The 18,293-nt window shown below is 70.4% G+C and carries 13 protein-coding genes; 2 read left to right on the top strand and 11 right to left on the bottom strand.

Features of this window, described 5'->3' with window-relative positions:
• Nucleotides 1-10: 10 nt before the first annotated feature.
• Complete coding sequence (locus ACFOW8_RS16910; RefSeq protein ID WP_378551577.1) at nucleotides 11-1,120, top strand: hypothetical protein; 1,110 nt, start codon at nucleotides 11-13, stop codon at nucleotides 1,118-1,120.
• Between the two features lie 89 nt (nucleotides 1,121-1,209).
• Here ACFOW8_RS16910 and ACFOW8_RS16905 read toward each other — a convergent pair whose 3' ends face one another.
• From ACFOW8_RS16905 to mqo, 7 genes are all read right to left on the bottom strand, one after another.
• Nucleotides 1,210-2,805, bottom strand: coding sequence for a TROVE domain-containing protein (locus tag ACFOW8_RS16905; protein ID WP_378551576.1), 1,596 nt, complete (start codon nucleotides 2,803-2,805; stop codon nucleotides 1,210-1,212).
• A 398-nt stretch (nucleotides 2,806-3,203) separates the two neighbouring features.
• A complete protein-coding gene (locus ACFOW8_RS16900) occupies nucleotides 3,204-3,641 on the bottom strand; it encodes a cobalamin biosynthesis protein (RefSeq protein WP_378551575.1) in 438 nt (145 codons plus the stop codon).
• 277 nt (nucleotides 3,642-3,918) lie between these two features.
• A complete protein-coding gene (locus ACFOW8_RS16895; protein ID WP_378551574.1) occupies nucleotides 3,919-5,448 on the bottom strand; it encodes a cobyrinate a,c-diamide synthase in 1,530 nt (509 codons plus the stop codon).
• Nucleotides 5,449-5,551: 103 nt separating this feature from the next.
• The gene (gene cobO / locus ACFOW8_RS16890) at nucleotides 5,552-6,166 is read right to left on the bottom strand and encodes a cob(I)yrinic acid a,c-diamide adenosyltransferase (protein ID WP_378551573.1); all 615 of its coding nucleotides are present in this window, start codon (nucleotides 6,164-6,166) and stop codon (nucleotides 5,552-5,554) included.
• A 466-nt stretch (nucleotides 6,167-6,632) separates the two neighbouring features.
• The gene (locus ACFOW8_RS16885; protein WP_378552048.1) at nucleotides 6,633-8,768 is read right to left on the bottom strand and encodes a magnesium chelatase subunit D family protein; all 2,136 of its coding nucleotides are present in this window, start codon (nucleotides 8,766-8,768) and stop codon (nucleotides 6,633-6,635) included.
• A gap of 188 nt (nucleotides 8,769-8,956) precedes the next feature.
• The gene (locus tag ACFOW8_RS16880; RefSeq protein ID WP_378551572.1) at nucleotides 8,957-9,406 is read right to left on the bottom strand and encodes a GNAT family N-acetyltransferase; all 450 of its coding nucleotides are present in this window, start codon (nucleotides 9,404-9,406) and stop codon (nucleotides 8,957-8,959) included.
• 12 nt (nucleotides 9,407-9,418) lie between these two features.
• Nucleotides 9,419-10,948, bottom strand: a complete 1,530-nt coding sequence (mqo, locus tag ACFOW8_RS16875; RefSeq protein ID WP_378551571.1) for a malate dehydrogenase (quinone) — start codon at nucleotides 10,946-10,948, stop codon at nucleotides 9,419-9,421.
• A gap of 230 nt (nucleotides 10,949-11,178) precedes the next feature.
• On the opposite strand from mqo, the gene ACFOW8_RS16870 reads away from it, so the two are divergent.
• On the top strand, nucleotides 11,179-12,222 hold the full coding sequence (locus ACFOW8_RS16870; protein ID WP_378551570.1) for an alpha/beta hydrolase: 1,044 nt from the start codon (nucleotides 11,179-11,181) through the stop codon (nucleotides 12,220-12,222).
• Between the two features lie 20 nt (nucleotides 12,223-12,242).
• On the opposite strand, the gene ACFOW8_RS16865 is transcribed toward ACFOW8_RS16870, so the two are convergent.
• The 4 genes from ACFOW8_RS16865 to ACFOW8_RS16850 all read right to left on the bottom strand — a co-directional run bounded on the left by ACFOW8_RS16865 (nucleotide 12,243) and on the right by ACFOW8_RS16850 (nucleotide 18,230).
• Nucleotides 12,243-12,806, bottom strand: a complete 564-nt coding sequence (locus ACFOW8_RS16865) for an alpha/beta hydrolase (RefSeq protein WP_378551569.1) — start codon at nucleotides 12,804-12,806, stop codon at nucleotides 12,243-12,245.
• A 395-nt stretch (nucleotides 12,807-13,201) separates the two neighbouring features.
• Nucleotides 13,202-14,932, bottom strand: coding sequence for a cobyric acid synthase (locus ACFOW8_RS16860; protein WP_378551568.1), 1,731 nt, complete (start codon nucleotides 14,930-14,932; stop codon nucleotides 13,202-13,204).
• 91 nt (nucleotides 14,933-15,023) lie between these two features.
• Nucleotides 15,024-15,887, bottom strand: coding sequence for a type I methionyl aminopeptidase (gene map / locus ACFOW8_RS16855; RefSeq protein WP_378551567.1), 864 nt, complete (start codon nucleotides 15,885-15,887; stop codon nucleotides 15,024-15,026).
• Nucleotides 15,888-15,944: 57 nt separating this feature from the next.
• On the bottom strand, nucleotides 15,945-18,230 hold the full coding sequence (locus ACFOW8_RS16850) for an FdhF/YdeP family oxidoreductase (protein WP_378551566.1): 2,286 nt from the start codon (nucleotides 18,228-18,230) through the stop codon (nucleotides 15,945-15,947).
• Between the last annotated feature and the right edge of the window lie 63 nt (nucleotides 18,231-18,293).

Here is an 18,293-nt window from a genome sequence, read left to right as displayed (position 1 = left end):
AGCAGACCCCATGAACGCGATCATGCCCGTCCCGCTGGACGAGTACCCGGTCCATCAGACCCCGCTGTCCCTGGCCAGGGTGGCCACCAGCGACCGAAACTTCTACGACCGCTACTACTTCAACGCCTTCGACCCGGCCGGTGACACCATGCTGATCACCGGGTTCGGGGTGTACCCGAACCTCGGCGTCGTCGACGCCTTCGCCACCGTGCGTCACGGCAGCACGCAGCGGGCCGTGCGGTTCTCCGACGCGCTCGGCGCACGGGATCTCACCACGGCGGTCGGCGGCTACCGGATCGAGGTGATCGAGCCGCTGCGGCGGCTGCGGGTGGTGTGTGAACACCCCGATCTCGGGTTCGACCTCACCTGGACCGGCGCGCATCCGGCGGTGCAGGAGCAGCCGCACCTGATCCTGTCGGGGACCAGGCCGATCATCGAGGCCTCCCGGTTCGCGCAGCTGGGTTCGTGGGCGGGCACCCTCGCCGTCGACGGCATCGACTACACCGTGGATCCGGGGTCGTGGACCGGCAGCCGGGACCGGTCGTGGGGGATCCGGCCCTCCGGCGAACCCGAGCCGCCCGGACGCGCGGCAGCCGAGGGGGCAGGCGGCTTCTGGTGGCTGTACGCGCCGCTGCGATTCGAGGAGTTCGCGATCGTGGTGATCGTGCAGGAGGACCCCGACGGCACCCGCACCCTCAACAACGCGGTGCGGATCTGGCACGACGGCCGCAAGGAGCAGTTGGGCTGGCCACGAATGCATTTCGTGTACGAATCGGGCACCCGGCATCCGGTCTCGGTACGTCTCGACATGACCACCCCCGACGGCGAGCCGCTGGAGGTGACGGTGGAATCGCGCCCCGGCATCGCCCTGCACGTCGGCTGCGGTTACGGCCCCGACCCGGACTGGACCCACGGCCGCTGGATGGGCCGGGACTGGTCGCTGTCGAGCTCCTACGACCTCACCGACCCCGCGATCGTCGCGCGCACCCCCTACGGGGTGATCGACCACATCGGCTACGCCCGCTGCGGCGACGCCGAGGGCTGGGGCCTGTTCGAACACGCCTCGATGGGCCGTCACGACCCCACCGGTTTCGCCGACTGGTCCGCGGTCGCGCCCTGACCCCGCGACCGGCCGCCGCGACAACAAGGTCGCGGCGGCCGATGCCCCGGGGCGAGCGGACCGTGGTGACGGCCCGCTCGCCTGCGCGGCTAGGCCGCCGTCGCGAAGTCGGCCAGCAGCGAGGGAACCCCGGCGTCGAAGCCCACCACGTCGAGCATGCCCGCGTCGGTGGGGTCGGCGATGCTGAACCGAGTCGCGGTCATCCCGACGACCACCAGCTTGGCGCGCGGGTTCACCTCGCGCCGGTACCGGGCCAGCGCCTGGTGCGGGTGCACCTTTCCGGCCCAGGTCTCGTTGTCGGTGTATACGGAGAAGACGTCGACCTCGATCCCCTTGTCGAGCGCGTGCAGGATCGGCAGCGCACAGTCGGTTCCGCCGAACGGCAGGTTCGACACCGCCCGTACCGCGTCGTCGAGCCGCTGCCGCGGGGAGATCGACAATTCCGACAACCCCGATGAGCCTCGCCACCGGTGCGTATCGGTGAAACCGACGATCTGGTGCCGCGGCTCGGTGCGCGCACAGACCAGCGCCAGCGCGGCCGAGGCCGCCCGTGCCGAGATCGGCAGGCCCGCGATGGGGCTGGTCATCGAGCCGGACACGTCGAGCGCGAGCAGGTGGCGCAGACCGGTCGGCTGGACGGTCTCGAACGCGGCGTAGAACGCGGCGTCGAGCGCGTCGACGACCGGCGCCGACGGCGTCCACGTTCCGGCTCCCCTGGCCGACTGCCCGGACGCGTAGGTGCGCAGTGCGATGAGTACCGCCACCGGGTGCACCCGAGCCTTGCGCAGCCTCGCCGGATCGGTGAGCTGTGCGCAGATGTCGGCGGTGCGCGGACCCAGCGGATCGAGCAGGCCGAGCCTGGTCAGCCGTGGCAGCTGACGCAGCAGCGCGGTCTGCGGAATGCCGTTGTCCAGCAGCGCTTCCCATACCGGCGCCGCGTTCAGCGCCGCGTCGGGCAGCATGTCCCAGCTGAGCCGGTACTCGCGCACCAGCCCCGGCACCTGATCGGCAGGCGCGGTCGCCGCCCGCTGAAAGCCCTCGACCAGGGCGAGACCGTCGAGGTCGGGGCTCCGGCCGCAGATCCAGTCGAACAGCCTGCGCCGCTCGTCCTCCGCGCTCGCCGGGTGCGACAGGCGCAGCAGGTCGCGGTGTGACCAGCCTTCCCGCTGCCGGTACTTCACCACCTGGTAGGCCAGGTCGGCGACCGGCTTGTCCAGGTACCAGCGGGCGACCGCGCGCGACAGGCCGCGACCCCAGCCACGGAACTGTTCGGCGTAGCCGGCGAACAGGAAGAGGTGGGTACCCGTGCGCGCGACCAGCGGCAGCGCGGCCAGCGCGGCGCGGCGGCCGTCGACATCGCCGACCGAGGCGGCCGCGGCCAGCGCGAACAGCGCCGGGTTCGCCCGCGGCGCCCGCCCCGTGGTGGAGATCTCGACGACCTCACGCACCAGTTCGGCGGTGTGCGCGACGGCGTAGGCGACGACGAATTCGGCGTTCTCGGCGGTGAGTGCATCCGCGCGCACGTAGTGGGTGCCGCCCTCGGTGCCGAGGGTGAGGAAGCGCCGGATCCGGGCCTGCGGGGTGATCTCGAAGACGAAGCCACCGGCGTTGTTCTCGACCTGCCGGGAATCGGCGGACCTGGTCTGCGGCGTAACACGGTGCGCGAAGCGCGACAGAATGTTCATGGTTTCCCCCTCCGATACTCGTATCGGCGTAGCTGATCCGGTCCCGAGACCCATCGGGACATGTGTGTGCGACGAGCGGACGGACGTGTGGTGACGGCCGGGAGAACGGAGATTTCTCTCCGCTCGGGAGTCGAACCCGTATGCCAGATAACCGACCGAGTCCGGTCCGTCCTGCTCGTCTGCGTGGCAGTCGCGGTGCGGGCGTGTGTGTCCCGACCGATAGGCGCTCTACCGAACTGAGCTACCGCCACCGCACACGGCGGCGGGCGGGATTCGAACCCGCGACATCCTCATCTGGAGTGATAACCGATCAGATCCGGTCCGCACTGCGACTGCTGGAGAAGACATTACGATGCGCCGCCGATCCTGCCCAGTGATTTATTTCCTGGGCCGCCACCTCAGGCTCCCTGACCCGCCCAGCGCCGCCGCACGAGGGCAACCACGACCCCGTCGATTACTGTTCGCGCACAGCGGATGTCACCCGCTCCCCACTCGTCGGCACCGGCCCGGCGCGCGGCCGCCTCGGCGACGCTCGGCGTACCCACCGCCGCGGCGGTGCGATCCGAGGAGTAGTCGACCTCGACCCGGGCGAGTTCCACAGCCGGATATCCGCGCACCGGGACGCCGAGTTCCGTCGCCGCGGCACGGATACCCGGATCGGTGGCGCGCCGGTCCAGCGTTGCCAGACACACGACGACCCTGTCCCCTGCCGACGCCCGAACCGCAGCCACGATCCGGCACGCCGGGACATCCGGCCGCACACCGATCCCGATCACCACCCGCTCCGGCATCGGACCGGTATCCGGGCAGGTGCCTTCGACCGTCGGATCAGGCATGCCCATCACCGCTGTGATCCGCGTGCGGCCTGCGAAGCTCTGCCGCCCACCCGAAGGCCGACGGCTGCGGCGATCGAGGCGATCCCGAAGGTCCGGGCCCGTCGGCCGATTCGAATGTCCGGCGTCGACCGCCTGCCTCGCCGGTCGGCCGCAGCCGCCCGAACCGGCACCCACCATAGGCCGGTCGCCGCTGGCTCGAGCCGCTGCCCGGCGCACTCTCCTCGCCGACTGATCCGGCAGCGGCTGGGTGGCGAACCGCCTGGTGCGCGACGCGCGGTCATGCCTGCTGGAATCCCGCCGCGGCGGTGACGAATCGAGCGATCGCCTCGGGGTTACCCGCCGGGTGGGTGTGCAGGTACGAGGCGTGGACCTGCCCGAGTACCGCGCCCTCGGTGGTGGATTCGGTGATCCGCCACCCCCAGGCCGCGGGTGCGTCGGCGGTGCGGACGAGGCGGGTGCGGTGGAATTCGTGGCCGCGGACGCGGGTGCCCGCCCGCCAGAGGGACGAATCGTGCAGGGCGACGGCATCGCGGTAGCCGAGGGTGAGGCGGGGGCCGAACTCGGCGTCCGCGTCGATGACGCCCGCCATCGGGTGGCCGTCGAGGGTGCGGGTCAGGTACAGCAGGCCCGCGCATTCGGCGTGGATCGGCAGGCCGCGCCGCGCGCCTTCGGCGATGGCCGAGCGTAGGGCCACATTGGCCGACAGTTGCGCCGCGTGTTCCTCCGGGAATCCGCCGGGAAGCACCACACCCGCTGTCCCCGAGGGTAATTCGTCGGTCAAGGGATCGAACACCACCACCCGTGCCCCTGCCGCGGTGAGCAGTTCACGATGCTCGGCGTACCCGAAGGTGAAGGCGGGACCACCCGCCATAGCGATGATCGGCCCCACACGGTCGTGGAATTCGGCCGGGTCGACTCCGGTACCGCCACTGGTCGGCATTCGATCACCGTCGCCGCGCGCGGGCAAAGCCGTTGACGGCCCGCTGGATCCGGCGCCGACTCGCGCTCGGCCGCCGATGTCGGGCGTGCGCGACGTCGATGACATCCGGTCGGATCCGGCGGCCGCGAGTTCGGCGACCGGGTCCCAAGCAGGCCCCGCGGTCGATTCGGTGGCGAGCGCGACGACCGCGCGCAGGTCGATGTGGGCGGCGACGAGATCGGTCATGGCAGCGACGGCGGTGGTGGCGGCACTGCCGTGTTCGACGGCGGGAATGAGGCCGAGATGCCGGGAGGGGACCTCCAGTTCGGCCAGGCGTGGCAGGGCGCCGAGCACCGGCAGGCCGACCCGGTCGCAAGCGGCACGCAGGACCTGTTCGTGCCGTTCGCTGCCGACCCGATTCAGGATCACCCCGCCGAGCCGGACGCCGGAGTCGTAGGTGGCGAACCCGTGCAGCAGCGCGGCCAGGCTCTGCGAGTGACCGCGCGCGTCGACCACCAGGATCACGGGCGCACCGAGCAGGCTCGCGACCTGCGCGGTGGACCCTTCGGCGACGGCATCGGCCCTGTTCTCGTCGATCCGCCCGTCGAACAGGCCCATCACGCCTTCGACGACGGCGATATCGCAGCCGGCGGCCCCGTGCCGGTACAGCGGAACCACCCGGTTCTCCCCCACCAGCACGGGGTCGAGGTTGCGGCCCGGCCTGCCGGCGGCGAGCCCGTGATATCCGGGGTCGATGTAGTCGGGCCCCACTTTGAACGGCGCGACCTGATGCCCGACCCGGCGCAGCGCCCCGATCAGCCCGGTCGCAAGCGTCGTCTTCCCGCTCCCCGACGCGGGCGCCGCGATCACCACCGCGGGCACACTCATCGTCGCGCTCTCGTCCGGGTCGCGGTGACCGTCGCTCGACCCGCGCGGCGAACCACGGGCGCGCACCGCACCGAGGCGGCGGCCGGTTGCGCGCGGACCGCTGTCACCATTCGATACCGCGCTGGCCTTTGCGGCCCGCGTCCATCGGGTGCTTCACCTTCGTCATCTCGGTGACCAGGTCGGCCGCGTCGATCAGGGCCTGCGGTGCATCCCGCCCGGTGATCACCACGTGCTGGTTGCCGGGGCGGCTGGCGAGGGTCTCGACGACCTCGTCCACGTCGACCCAACCCCATTTCAGCGGGTAGGTGAATTCGTCGAGCACGTAGAAGCGATGCTGTTCGGCGGCGAGTCGGCGGGCGATCTCCTGCCAGCCCGCGAGCGCGGCGGCGGCGTGGTCTTCCTCGGTCCCGTGCTTGCGGGTCCAGGACCAGCCCTCCCCCATCTTGTGCCACTCGACCGCGCCGCCGGCGCCGGTCTGCTCGTGCAGGGTTCCGAGCGTGCGGAACGCGGCCTCCTCGCCCACCTTCCACTTGGCGCTCTTCACGAACTGGAACACCGCCACGTCGAAGCCCTGATTCCAGGCACGCAACGCCATCCCGAACGCCGCGGTGGATTTGCCCTTGCCCGGCCCGGTGTGCACGGCGAGCACGGGCTGATTACGCCGCTGCCTGGTGGTCAGCCCGTCCTCCGGCACAACCTCGGGAACACCCTTGGGCACGACCATCTCCTCTGCTCGGTGTCCCGGCCCGCCTCGGCCGAGTCCACCTCTGTTCTATCAGTGTGCGCTCCCGGTCGATCGCCGTGCCTTGGCCAACGCGGACGACGGCCCTCCCCGAGCTTGCCGACCGAAGCGCTCCTGCCCCGGACCCGAGGCCGCGGCGTTTGCGTGACGCCGGGCCGGACGACCCGGCGCCGGACGTCAGCAGCTCGCCCGCCCGCGGGGTGCGGAACAGTGGCAACCCGCGATCCGCACGACCGCTGAGCGTCCACCGTGATGCCCGCAACCCGCGCTGGAGCACGTCGCCGGGGACAAGGCCTGCACCGTCCACACGTGGCCCCTACTGCGCGACAGCATCCCGCCCGGCCACCACTGGTCGGAGCACGCACCGTGTCGACGGCACCGGAACGCTCTCCACTGCGCAGGCTGCCGGGCGGCCCGAGGATCGCACTGCGCCGCAGCACGATCAGGCCGCACGGCCGATCGGAGCTCCGCCACGCACCGCGTCCGCCACCGAGTCACCGGTGAGCTCGTCCAGGCGCAGGTAGCGGGCGCGCAGGTCGCGGGAGAGTTCCGCGGCGAGGCCGAGGCGGATCATGCCGCGTTCGCAGTCGATGACCATGGCGGTGTGTCCCTCGCCTGCCAGCAGGCGGGCGGCGGTGCGAGCGCGCGGCAGCGGGTCGATACCGCCGGTGGCGCGGCCGTCGGTGAGCAGCACCAGCATCGGGCGGCGACGTGGGTCGCGCACGTGTTCGCGGGCGATCACCTCGCGGGCCTTCAGCAGCCCGGCCGCCAGCGGTGTCTTGCCGCCGGTGCGCAGGCCGGCCAGGCGGCGGACCGCGATGTCGACCGAGGAAGTGGGGGGCAGCACGAGCTCGGCCTCGGCGCCGCGCACGCCGATCACCGCCACCTTGTCGCGGCGCTGGTAGGCGTCGCGCAGCAGCGTGACGATCGCGCCGGTGACGGCGGTGAGCCGGTCACGAGCGGCCATCGACCCCGACGTGTCGACCACGAAGACGACCAGATTCCCTTCGCGCCCTTCGCGATACGCCCCACGCAGGTCCTCGGTGGTCAAAGCCAGTGGCCCGCTGAGCCTGCCGCGCTCGAATTGCCGTGGGGCGGCGGCGAAGACGGTGCCGAGCAGATGCAGGCCGGTGGCGGTGTCGGTATCGGGGCGCACCGTGCGGCCGGTACGGGTCTGCGCGCGGGAGCGACGGCCCGGCGCGCCTTCACCGATCCCGGGAACCTCCCAGCGCGGTGCGGGCCTGGTCGCCGAAGCCGGTGTGCCGGAGACGCTTTCCGCCATCGGACGCGTACCGCCGCCATTCGGGCGAACACCACCGGGCCCGCCACCGTCCGGGCCACCATCGTCCGGGCCACCGTCGTCGGGACCGTCCTGGCCGCCGTCTGGTCCACCGTCGCCGGATCCATCATCGGACGCCGGGTCATCGGGGCTGTCGCCGGCGACGCCGCCCGCTGAACCGTCGTCGGCCGGGCCGCATTCGGGCTCGGTGGGCGAACCGCCGCCACCTCGCCGGTCGCGACCGCCCGCCTCGTCGCCGGGCTGGGCGCCGCCCGCTCCCTCGTCGAATTCGTCGGCCGCCGAACCCTTCTCGACCTCGTCGGCGGCCTGCCGCATGGCATCGTCGAGCTGCTCGGAGCTGATCCCCGGCTCGTCGAACGGGTCACGCCGCCGACGATGCGGCAGGGCCAGTTCGGCCGCCACCCGCACATCGTCCTCGCCGACCCGGTCGCGTCCCTGCCAGGCCGCATGCGCGACGGCGGTTCTGGCGACGACCAGATCGGCACGCATACCGTCGACATCGAACGCCGCGCACAGCGCCGCGATCCGGCGCAGTTCACCGTCGTCGAGCGCGACCTCGGGCAGGCGGTCGCGGGCGGTCAGGATCCGTTCGGCGACACCGCGATCCGCGTCGGCGTAACGGGCGGCGAACCCGGCCGGGTCGGCCTCGTAGTCCAGGCGTCTGCGCACCACCGCCATCCGCACGTCGACATCGCGGGAAGCGGCCACGTCGACGGTGAGACCGAACCGGTCGAGCAGCTGCGGCCGCAGTTCGCCTTCCTCCGGATTCATCGTGCCGACCAGCACGAATCGCGCCGGGTGGGTGTGCGAGACGCCGTCGCGCTCGACATGTACCCGCCCCATGGCGGCCGCGTCGAGCAGCACATCGACGAGGTGGTCGTGCAGCAGGTTCACCTCGTCCACGTAGAGCACACCGTGGTGGGCCGCGGCCAGCAGGCCGGGCCGGAACGCTTGCTCGCCGTCGCGCAGCACACGCTCGAGGTCGAGCGAGCCGACCACGCGGTCCTCGGTGGCGCCGACCGGGAGCTCGACCAGTCGCGCAGGCCTGGCACCGCTCTCGTCGACCACCGGCGGCAGCAACTGCGCCAGCGCGCGCACGACGGTCGATTTGGCGGTGCCCTTCTCGCCACGTACCAGTACGCCCCCGATGCCGGGGTGCACCGCCGACAAGATCAACGCCAGCTGCAGCCGTTCCTGTCCGACGACCGCCGAGAACGGGAAACCCGCCTCCCCCGCCGACCGAGCGGCGGTGTGCGGACCAGCGACGACATCAGCAATACCAGGCACATCCCCACTGTATGCGGGGTCCGGGCACCGGTGATCGCCGGGCGGTGGTTCGCTCGACCGGCACAGCGTCCCCGGCTGGGCCGCGCTGGACCAACACCAACAGCTGAATCGGTACTGATCGCGACCGATCGGCGCGAAAGTGACCGCCCTGCACGGCCCCGAGGGTCAACCCCGCCGAGTCACCCGCGCCGCATCGGCACGTGCGCAATCCCGTCGTCGAGGAACTCCGGCCCGTCGGCGACGAAGCCGAACTTCGCGTACATGTCGACCAGATGGGACTGGGCGTCGAGCCGAACCGTGGCAGCGCCGGTCTCGGCCAGCGCCGCCCGGATCAGCCGGGCGCTGTAGCCGCGACCGCGGGCGGTCTTCGCCGCGCACACCCGGCCGATCCGGAAGGTCGTCACGTCGTCGACCCGCTGCTCGAGTAACCGCAAGGTGGCGACGACCGCGCCGCCGTCGTCGAGCCACAGGTGCCGGGTGTCCGGCAGCAGGTCACGCCCGTCCAGCTCGGGATAGGCGCATTCCTGCTCGACGACGAACACGTCGACGCGAAGTTTCAACAGCTGGTACAGGGTGGCGGCGTCCAGATCCGCCGCCCATGCCCGTTTCAGAGCGACCGTCGACATCATCGCGTCTTGCTATCACACCTGCGCGTAGTGCGCGACGTCCTCCTGCGCCGGGGCGGCCACCCTGTCCAGCTTGAGCGACTTGCTGGTCCAGTCCCAGACTTCCTGGAACAGGGCCTGGTTCTCCGACAGCTTGCTCCCGAGCGAGGGGATCAGCTGCTTCAGCTGCGGGGTCCATTCGGCGTATTCGCGCGGGAAGCAGCGCTGCATGACGTCGAGCATGGCGGTGACACAGGTCGACGCGCCAGGGGAGGCGCCGAGCAGACCGGCGATGGAGCCGTCCTCGGCGGAGATCACCGCGGTGCCGAACTCGAGCACGCCGCCCGCGCCCTTCTTGCGGATCACCTGCACACGCTGGCCTGCGGTGATCAGCTCCCAGTCGCGGCCCTGCGCGCGCGGCATGAACTCCTCGAGCACACCCACCTTGCCGGTCTCCGACTTGAGCAGCTCGCTGATCAGGTACTTGGTCAGGCCCATCTCGGTGAGGCCGACGCCGACCAGCGAACCGATGTTGTTCGGCTTGATCGACTTGAACAGGTCGGCATTGGAGCCGTCCTTGAGGAACTTCGGGGTCCAGCCCGCGTAGGGCCCGAACAGCAGCCCCTGGGTGCCGTTGATGACGCGCGTATCCAGGTGCGGCACCGACATCGGCGGCGCGCCGACCGCGGCCTTGCCGTACACCTTGGCCTCGTGCCGGTCGATCAGCGCGGGGTTGGTGCAGCGCAGGAACTGGCCGGAGATCGGGAATCCGCCGAAGCCCTTGGCCTCCTTGATACCCGACTTCTGCAGCAGCGGCAGTGCCCCACCGCCCGCGCCGACGAAGACGAACTTGGCGTTGATGGTGCGCGACCGGAAGGTGCGCAAATTGCGGACGGTGACGTTCCACGAACCGTCGGCCTGCTTGGTGAGGTCACGGACCTCGGTGCCGAAGGCGATCTCGCCACCGGAGTAGCCGATGTAGGCCAGCAGCTGCTTGGTGAGCGCCCCGAAGTCGATGTCGGTGCCGCCGTCGGTCCAGTTCAGCGCGATCGGGTCGGAGAAGTCGCGACCCTTGGCCATCAGCGGCAGCCGTGCGCTGAACTCGTCGGGGCTGTCGATGTATTCCATGCCGCGGAACAGCGGGTGCGGCGCCAGCGCCTCGTAGCGCTTGCGCAGGTACTCGACGTTGTCGGCGCCGTGCACGAAACTCACGTGCGGGATGGGGTTGATGAAACCGGACGGGTCGCCGAGCACGCCGCTATCGACCGCGGAGGCCCAGAACTGCCGCGAGACCTGGAAACGCTCGTTGATGTCGACGGCCTTGCCGATGTCCACCGACCCGTCGGCATTCTGCGGGCTGTAGTTCAGTTCGCACAGCGCCGAGTGCCCGGTGCCCGCGTTGTTCCACGGGTCGCTGCTCTCGGCGGCGGCAGCGTCGAGCCGCTCGAACACCGAGATCGACCACTCCGGCTGCAGCTGCCGCAGCAGCGCGCCCAGCGTGGCACTCATGATGCCTGCGCCGATGAGAACTACATCGGTCTTTTCAGTCTTCGCAGCGTTCGGCACGGGTAGATCGACTTCCTTGTCCTTCTCAGCCACCCACCTGGCGGGGTAGGTCGCTTGCGCGGGCGCTCGGGTGTTGGTGCGACTCGCGGTGAATCGCCGGGGGTAGGTTACCCGTCGTTCACCTGAACCCAATTGTGCACCTCAGCTATCTCGCGCACTAAGACCGACCTGCCGAATGTGATCTAAACCAACACTGCACGTCGCGCTGACCGCGCGATAGATTGACCGGTGTGACGAACGAAACCTCACTCGATCCCGCCGCCCCCACCGCGCGGACCGATGAGCAGTGGCAATCCGATGTCCTCGGGACCGACTATCAGCAGCGGACGCTGCCGCTCGGCCCCGACCCGGACGGCGAGGGCGAGGTGGTGGCCACGCTGGTGCGCTATCTGCCCGAGGCCGCCGCACCGGCCACCGAACCGACCGTGCTGTACCTGCACGGGTTCACCGACTACTTCTTCCAGGAGCACCTGGCCGAGCACTTCGCGGCCCGCGGCCACCGTTTCTACGCCCTCGACCTGCGCAAATGTGGGCGTTCACGGCGGGCGGGGCAGAGCGCGCACTATGTCAGCGATCTGGCGCTCTACGACGCCGAACTGAACGAGGCGCTGCGGATCGCGCGCGCCGAGACCGGCACCGACGTGCTGGTCGTCGCGCACTCCACCGGTGGCCTCGTGGCGTCGCTGTGGCTGGACCGGCTGGAAGCCGCGGGCGGCAGCGCGCGGGCCGGTGTCGTCGGGGTGGTGCTCAACAGCCCCTGGTTCGATCTGCAAGGTCCGTCCTATTACCGCACGGTCGGCACCCCGATCATCAATGCCGTCGGCAGGCTGCGGGCCTTCGCGCAGATCCCCGGGATGGGTGTGAGCACCGCGTACGGCGACAGCCTGCACCACACCAAGGCCGGCGAATGGGACTACAACCTGGACTGGAAGCCGCTCGCCGGTGAGCCGGTGCGGCTGGGCTGGCTGCGCGCCATCCGGCAGGGGCAGGCCCGTCTGCACCAGGGGCTGGCGATCGGCGTGCCCGCGCTGATCCTGCGCTCCCGGCTGACCAGGTTCGCCCGCGAGCACAGTCCCGCGGTCGACGTGGCCGACGCCGTTCTCGATGTCAAGCAGATCCAGCGCTGGGCCGGCTGTCTGGGCGAGCGCACCACGATCGTCCCGATCGACGGCGCCCGCCACGACGTGTTCCTGTCTTCGGAATCGGTGCGCGCCAACGCTTTCGCCGAAACCGACAACTGGCTCGACTGGCTGGCGACCTACCACAAGCCGTAGTCGGCCCGGATCGCGGTCGGCTACCAGAGGCTGGTGCGGAGCACGATCTCGGTGGCCAGCTCGTGGGCGCCCTCGGTGGCGATGTTGTCGACTTCGAGCGGGACCACCCGGAATTCGCCGTAGACGAAGCGGCCCGACGCATCGGCGGTGGCCCGCGGCAGGCTCTTGGTGACGAGCATCGTGACCGGCAGCTCCAGCGGCGGGCAGGCCGGATCGGGCGCGTTTCCTTCGGCATCGGGCACGGCGGGATGGCCGTGATCGGCCACGACCAGGCTCATGAACCTGCCGAAACGGCCCGCGCACAACCGCCAGGCCAGCGCCGCACCGGCACCACGGCCCGCGACATTGACGTAGGGCAGTTCGAGCTCGTCCAGCATGGTGTGGATCGCGGCCGGATCCAGCGCCTCGATCGACTCCGGGACGACCGTCTGCAGGTCGGATTCGTGCAGCCGCGCGCACACCTGATCGAACACGTCCGCGGGGTCGTCCGCGCCGGGCAGCAACAGCACATTGTGCCGTGACTTGGGGCCGTCGACCCGTACCGTCCAAGCTCGGTCACCGACCGTGATCCGCCGAGATTTCATGCCGGAGTACGGTACACGTCCTGCCTGAACACGGCAGGGTGTTCCGAACCCTTCGGCCGGTCGGTTTCCGCCGCTGTCCTGCGGTTTCCCAGCGGTCGGCCACCGAATTGCCGAACCTGTCACAAGGGAGGCGTCCGGCGTGTGCGCCGCGAGTGTCCACACACGCCGGACGACGGCGCCGCAGTGGCGGGCATCTCAGTCGCCGCGCCGGCCGTCCGGGACGCCGGTGGGCCACTGTGTGGTCAGCGGAGCGGCGAGACGTTGTGCGGCAGCCAGAGGGCCTCGGTAGGTGCCAGCGGCGGATCGACGAGGTCGAGCACGACGACCCGGCCCCCGCGGGTCCTGCGGGTACGTGACGAAGGCGACGACGGCCGAGGCCAGCTCTGCTCGAACGTTCACACCACGCGCTGAGGTCCACCGCGCGGACCGGCCTCGGTCGCGTGGGGAGCCGCGGCGGTGCGGACGACCGGGAGGCCGGTGGGCGCGCCGCCCGCGATCAGCATGTCGAGAGCGGCGAGGTCGACGTGCTTTTCGATCAGGTCGGCCAGCAGGTCGAGCTGGGCGGTGCGGATCGTGGCCACCGAGGTGTCCTCGGCCGGCCGGAAACCGGCGCGACCGGCGCGGGCGGCGACCTCGGTGAGCCAGGTGCGGCGGAACTCGTCGGATTCGAGGAGCCCGTGCACGTGCGTCCCCCAGATCGACTCGCGGACACTGCCCTCGGGGTTTCCGGCGACGGTCAGCCAGGCGGAATCCCCGCTGTGCCGCACCCGGCCGTGATGAATTTCGTAGCCGCCCACCGGGATCGGCCCCGCCGACCCGGTGACTTGCCTGGCGACCTTCGGCTCGGCGAATTCGATCTCCAGGTCGAGCAAACCGAGGCCGGGCACGACCCATGGCGAGTTCGTGCTCGGTGCGCCGTCGCCACGCATCGCCGCGCCCCGGTCGTCTCCCTCGTCTGCCCGCACCATTGCCCGCGGCCGGTCATCGTCGGCATCCGACTCGGTCGGCCGCCCGTCGTCGGCGGGGACCGTGGCGGAGGCGACCGGTGACCGGTGTTCGACACCGTCGACGATCCGTCTGCCCAGCATCTGATAACCACCGCAGATGCCGAGGATCGGGCGGCCCGCCGCAGCGCGGGCGCGCAGCGCTTCGCCGAGCCCCGTGGCGCGCAGCCATGCCAGATCGGCGAGGGTGGACTTGGACCCGGGCAGCACGACCAGGTCGGCGGTGGCCACCTGGTCCGGGCCGTCGGCCCAGCGGACGGCGACGCCTGGTTCGCAGGCCAGTGCTTCGATATCGGTGGAGTTGGAGATGCGCGGTAGCCGGATGGCCGCGACGGTGAGCCATTCGGTGCCGTGCGGCGGGCCGGGGCGGCCCACCGGGGTGCCCGCGACGGTGCCGAGGGAGTCCTCGGCGTCGAGCCACAGCTCCTCGGCGAACGGCAGGACGCCGAGGGTCGGGCGGCCGGTGAGCGCGGTCAGCTGGTCGAGACCTGGTCGCAGCAGCGCGACGTCACCGCGGAATTTGTTGACGAGGAAACCCGCGATGAGCTGCTGATCCTCGGGTTCCAGTACCGCGACGGTACCGAACAGATGGGCGAGCACTCCCCCGCGATCGATATCGCCGACAACGAGAACCGGCAGATCGGCCGCCCGCGCCAGCCCCATGTTCGCCAGATCCGTTGCCCTGAGATTGATTTCGGCGGGCGAGCCGGCGCCCTCACAGATCACCACATCGAATTCGGACCGCAGCGAGGCGAGTTCGGCCGCGACGAGCTCGCGCAACTGCTGCCTGCGAGTGAAGTAGTCACGCGCGCCGACCGTTCCGATCGCCGTGCCCCGCACCACCAGCTGGGATCGGCGATCGCTGCCCGGCTTGAGCAGCACCGGGTTGAACCGCACGCTCGGATCAAGCCCACACGCCCGCGCCTGCAGCGCCTGCGCCCGCCCGATCTCCCCGCCGTCGAGGGTGACCACGGAATTGTTGGACATGTTCTGCGCCTTGAACGGTGCCACCCGCACGCCGCGCCGCGCGAGCATCCGGCAGATGCCGGCCACCACAACGCTTTTCCCCGCATCGGAGGTCGTCCCCGCGATCAGCAGCGCCCCACGCAGACCGGCGCTCATGCCGGAATCGACTCGCACGGACCGAGATCGACGGAACACACGTCTGGACCTCGGTGACAACCCGACGACGTGAGCTTCGACCTGCCCCGGCTCACGGCAACGTCAGGACTTCCGCACCCGTGTCGGTGACGACCAGGGTGTGTTCGAACTGCGCTGTCCACGAGCGGTCTTTGGTGACCACGGTCCAGCCGTCGTCCCAGATGTCGTAGTCGATGCCGCCGAGGTTGATCATCGGCTCGATGGTGAAGGTCATGCCGGGCTCGATGACGGTCTCGATGTTCGGCTGGTCGTAGTGCAGCACCACCAGTCCGTTGTGGAAGGTGGGGCCGACGCCGTGACCGGTGAAGTCGCGGACGACGCCGTAGCCGAAGCGGTTGGCGTAGGCCTCGATGACCCGGCCGATCACGTTCAGCGCGCGCCCCGGCTTGACCGCCTTGATCGCCCGGTTGGTGGCCTCTTCGGTGCGCTCGACGAGCAGACGGACTTCCTCGTCGACTTCACCGGCGAGGAAGGTGCGGTTCGTGTCGCCGTGCACGCCGTGGATGTAGGCGGTGACGTCGATATTGACGATGTCGCCGTCGGAGATCACGGTGGAGTCGGGGATGCCGTGGCAGATGACCTCGTTGAGCGAGGTGCAGCACGACTTGGGGAAGCCCTTGTAGCCGAGGGTCGACGGGTAGGCGCCGTGGTCGCACATGTACTCGTGCGCGATCCGGTCGAGTTCGTCGGTGGTGACGCCGGGCGCCACCGCCTTGCCTGCCTCGTCGAGCGCCTGCGCGGCGATCTTGCTCGCGATTCGCATCTTCTCGATGGTCTCGGCGGTCTGCACCCACGGCTCGTTGCCCTCCACCGCGGTCTTCTTCCACGCGTACTCGGGACGCTCGATGGAACGCGGGACGTCCCGGATCGGCGTCGGGGTGCCGGGAACGAGTGGCTGACGGGTGCGCACGGACATGTCAGCGAGTGTATCCATGGCCGTGCCCACCGCAGTAGCTGGTCGACGGGCCGCCGGTCAGGTCGGTGGTGCGACGCGCTCGAGCCGGACGACGATGCCCTTCGAGGTCGGTGTGTTGCTGATCTCGGCGACGCTGTCCAGCGGCACGAGCACATTGGTTTCCGGGTAGTACGCGGCGGCCGACCCGCGACTGGCCGGATAGGCCACCACGACGAAACTCTCCGCGCGCCGCTCGACGCCGTCGTGCCAGACGCTGACCAGGTCGACGGTGTCGCGGTCGGCCAGACCCAGCTCGGCCAGATCGTCCGGGTTGACCATGACCACCCGGCGCGCGTGGTGGATGCCGCGGTAGCGGTCGTCGTTCGCGTACGGGATGGTGTTCCACTGGTCGTGTGAGCGCAGCGACTGCAACAGCAGATGCCCCGGCGGCACCTCGGGCGCGGTCAGCTCGTTGCAGGTGAACTCGGCTTTTCCGCTCGCGGTCCGGTAGACGCCGGTGTTGACCGGGTTGACCAGCCGCAACCCGCCTGGCTCCGACACCCGTTCGGTGAAGTTCTCGAAGCCGGGCACCACCCGGGAGATGCGGTCACGGATGGTGCCGTAGTCGGCTTCGAAGTCGGCCCACGGGATCGCCGGGTCGGCGCCGAGGGTGCGCCTGGCCAGCCGGGAGATGATGGCGACCTCGCTGAGCAGCCGCGGCGAGGCCGGATCGAGGCGCCCGCGTGAGGCGTGGACTTCGCTCATCGAGTCCTCGACGGTGACGAACTGCTCCCCCGACGCCTGCACATCGCGATCACTGCGGCCGAGCGTCGGCAGGATCAGCGCGGTCTGCCCGCACACCGTGTGCGAGCGGTTGAGCTTCGTGGAGATCTGCACGGTGAGCGAGCAGCGGCGCAGCGCGGCCTCGGTGACCTCGCTGTCGGGGGTCGCCCGCGCGAAATTGCCCGCGACACCGAAGAACACCGTGGCCTGTCCGTCGCGCATGGCCCGGATGGCGCCGACGGAGTCGAGGCCGTGGTGGCTGGGCGGGGTGAACCCGAACTCGGTGCCGAGCGCGTCGAGGAACCACTGCGGCATCCGCTCCCAGATGCCCATGGTCCGGTCGCCCTGCACATTGCTGTGCCCGCGCACCGGGCACACCCCGGCACCTGGCCTGCCGAGATTGCCGCGCAGCAGCAGGAAGTCGACGATCTCGCGGATGGTCGGCACGCCGTGCCGGTGCTGGGTCAGGCCCATCGCCCAGCACACGATGATCTTCTTCGCGCCGAGCACGCGACGGTGCGCCTGCTCTATCTCGGCGCGGGTGAGCCCGGTGACGCGCAGCGCCTCGGCCCAGCTGATACCACGGGCGTGCGCGGCGAATTCGGTGAAACCGCTGGTGTTTTCGCGGATGAAGGCGTGGTCGAGCACGGTGCCCGGCGCCGCGTCCTCGGCGTCGAGCAGCAGCCGGTTCAGCATCCGGAACAGGGCGAGGTCACCGCCGGGCCGGATCTGCAGGAACTGATCGGCGATCTCGGTGCCGCGCCCGATCACCCCGCGCGGGACCTGCGGGTTCTTGAACCGGATGAGCCCGGCCTCCGGCAGCGGGTTGACCGCGATGATCGCGCCGCCGTTGCGTTTGGTCTGTTCCAGCGCCGTCAGCATGCGCGGATGGTTGGTGCCCGGGTTCTGGCCGACGACGAAGATCAGGTCGGCCTGATGGATGTCGTCGAGCGAGACCGTGCCCTTGCCGACCCCGATGGTCTGGGTCAGCGCCGACCCGCTGGACTCGTGACACATGTTGGAGCAGTCGGGCAGGTTGTTGGTGCCGAAGGCCCGCGCGAACAGTTGCAGCAGAAACGCGGCCTCGTTGCTCACCCGGCCCGAGGTGTAGAACAGTGCTTCGTCGGGCGAGGCCAGGCCCCGCAATTCCGTGGCCATCAGGTCGAAGGCCGCGTCCCAGCCGATCGGCTCGTAGTGGGTGGCGCCGGGCCGCTTCACCATCGGCTCGGTGAGCCTGCCCTGCTGGTTGAGCCAGTAGTCGGACTTGCCGTCGAGCTCGGCCACGCTGTGCTCGGCGAAGAAGTCCGCGGTGACGCGCCGGGTGGTCGCTTCGTCGGCGATGTGCTTGGCGCCGTTCTCGCAGTACTCGTTCTTGTGCCGGTGCTTCGGCTCCGGCCACGCGCAGCCGGGGCAGTCGAACCCGTTGGTCTGATTGATGTTCAGCAGGGTGCGCGCGGTGCGGGCGGGCGAGGTCTGTGCCAGGGCGTACTCGAGCGCGTGGGCCACACCGGGGACCCCTGCCGCCCACGTCTTGGGCGGTGTCACCCGCAGGTCGTCGCCGGGGTCGTCCATCGTGGTCATGCTCGGCCTCTTCCTCCCGCACCGGTGCGCGTTGTCGCCACCAGCCTCCCACCCGCACACCGG

This window comes from Nocardia rhizosphaerae, from assembly GCF_042650365.1.
In the GTDB taxonomy this organism is placed as follows: domain Bacteria; phylum Actinomycetota; class Actinomycetes; order Mycobacteriales; family Mycobacteriaceae; genus Nocardia; species Nocardia rhizosphaerae.
Note: the sequence above shows the minus strand (reverse complement) of the source record. Positions and strands in the feature narration are given on the sequence as shown.

Excerpts from the sequence above, each read along its gene's own strand:
- ACFOW8_RS16910 (WP_378551577.1), top strand. The coding sequence starts at position 11 with ATGAACGCGATCATGCCCGTCCCGCTGGACGAGTACCCGGTCCATCAG.
- ACFOW8_RS16905 (WP_378551576.1), bottom strand. The coding sequence starts at position 2,805 with ATGAACATTCTGTCGCGCTTCGCGCACCGTGTTACGCCGCAGACCAGG.
- ACFOW8_RS16900 (WP_378551575.1), bottom strand. The coding sequence starts at position 3,641 with ATGCCTGATCCGACGGTCGAAGGCACCTGCCCGGATACCGGTCCGATG.
- ACFOW8_RS16895 (WP_378551574.1), bottom strand. The coding sequence starts at position 5,448 with ATGAGTGTGCCCGCGGTGGTGATCGCGGCGCCCGCGTCGGGGAGCGGG.
- ACFOW8_RS16880 (WP_378551572.1), bottom strand. The coding sequence starts at position 9,406 with ATGATGTCGACGGTCGCTCTGAAACGGGCATGGGCGGCGGATCTGGAC.
- ACFOW8_RS16865 (WP_378551569.1), bottom strand. The coding sequence starts at position 12,806 with ATGAAATCTCGGCGGATCACGGTCGGTGACCGAGCTTGGACGGTACGG.
- ACFOW8_RS16860 (WP_378551568.1), bottom strand. The coding sequence starts at position 14,932 with ATGAGCGCCGGTCTGCGTGGGGCGCTGCTGATCGCGGGGACGACCTCC.
- map (WP_378551567.1), bottom strand. The coding sequence starts at position 15,887 with ATGTCCGTGCGCACCCGTCAGCCACTCGTTCCCGGCACCCCGACGCCG.
- ACFOW8_RS16850 (WP_378551566.1), bottom strand. The coding sequence starts at position 18,230 with ATGACCACGATGGACGACCCCGGCGACGACCTGCGGGTGACACCGCCC.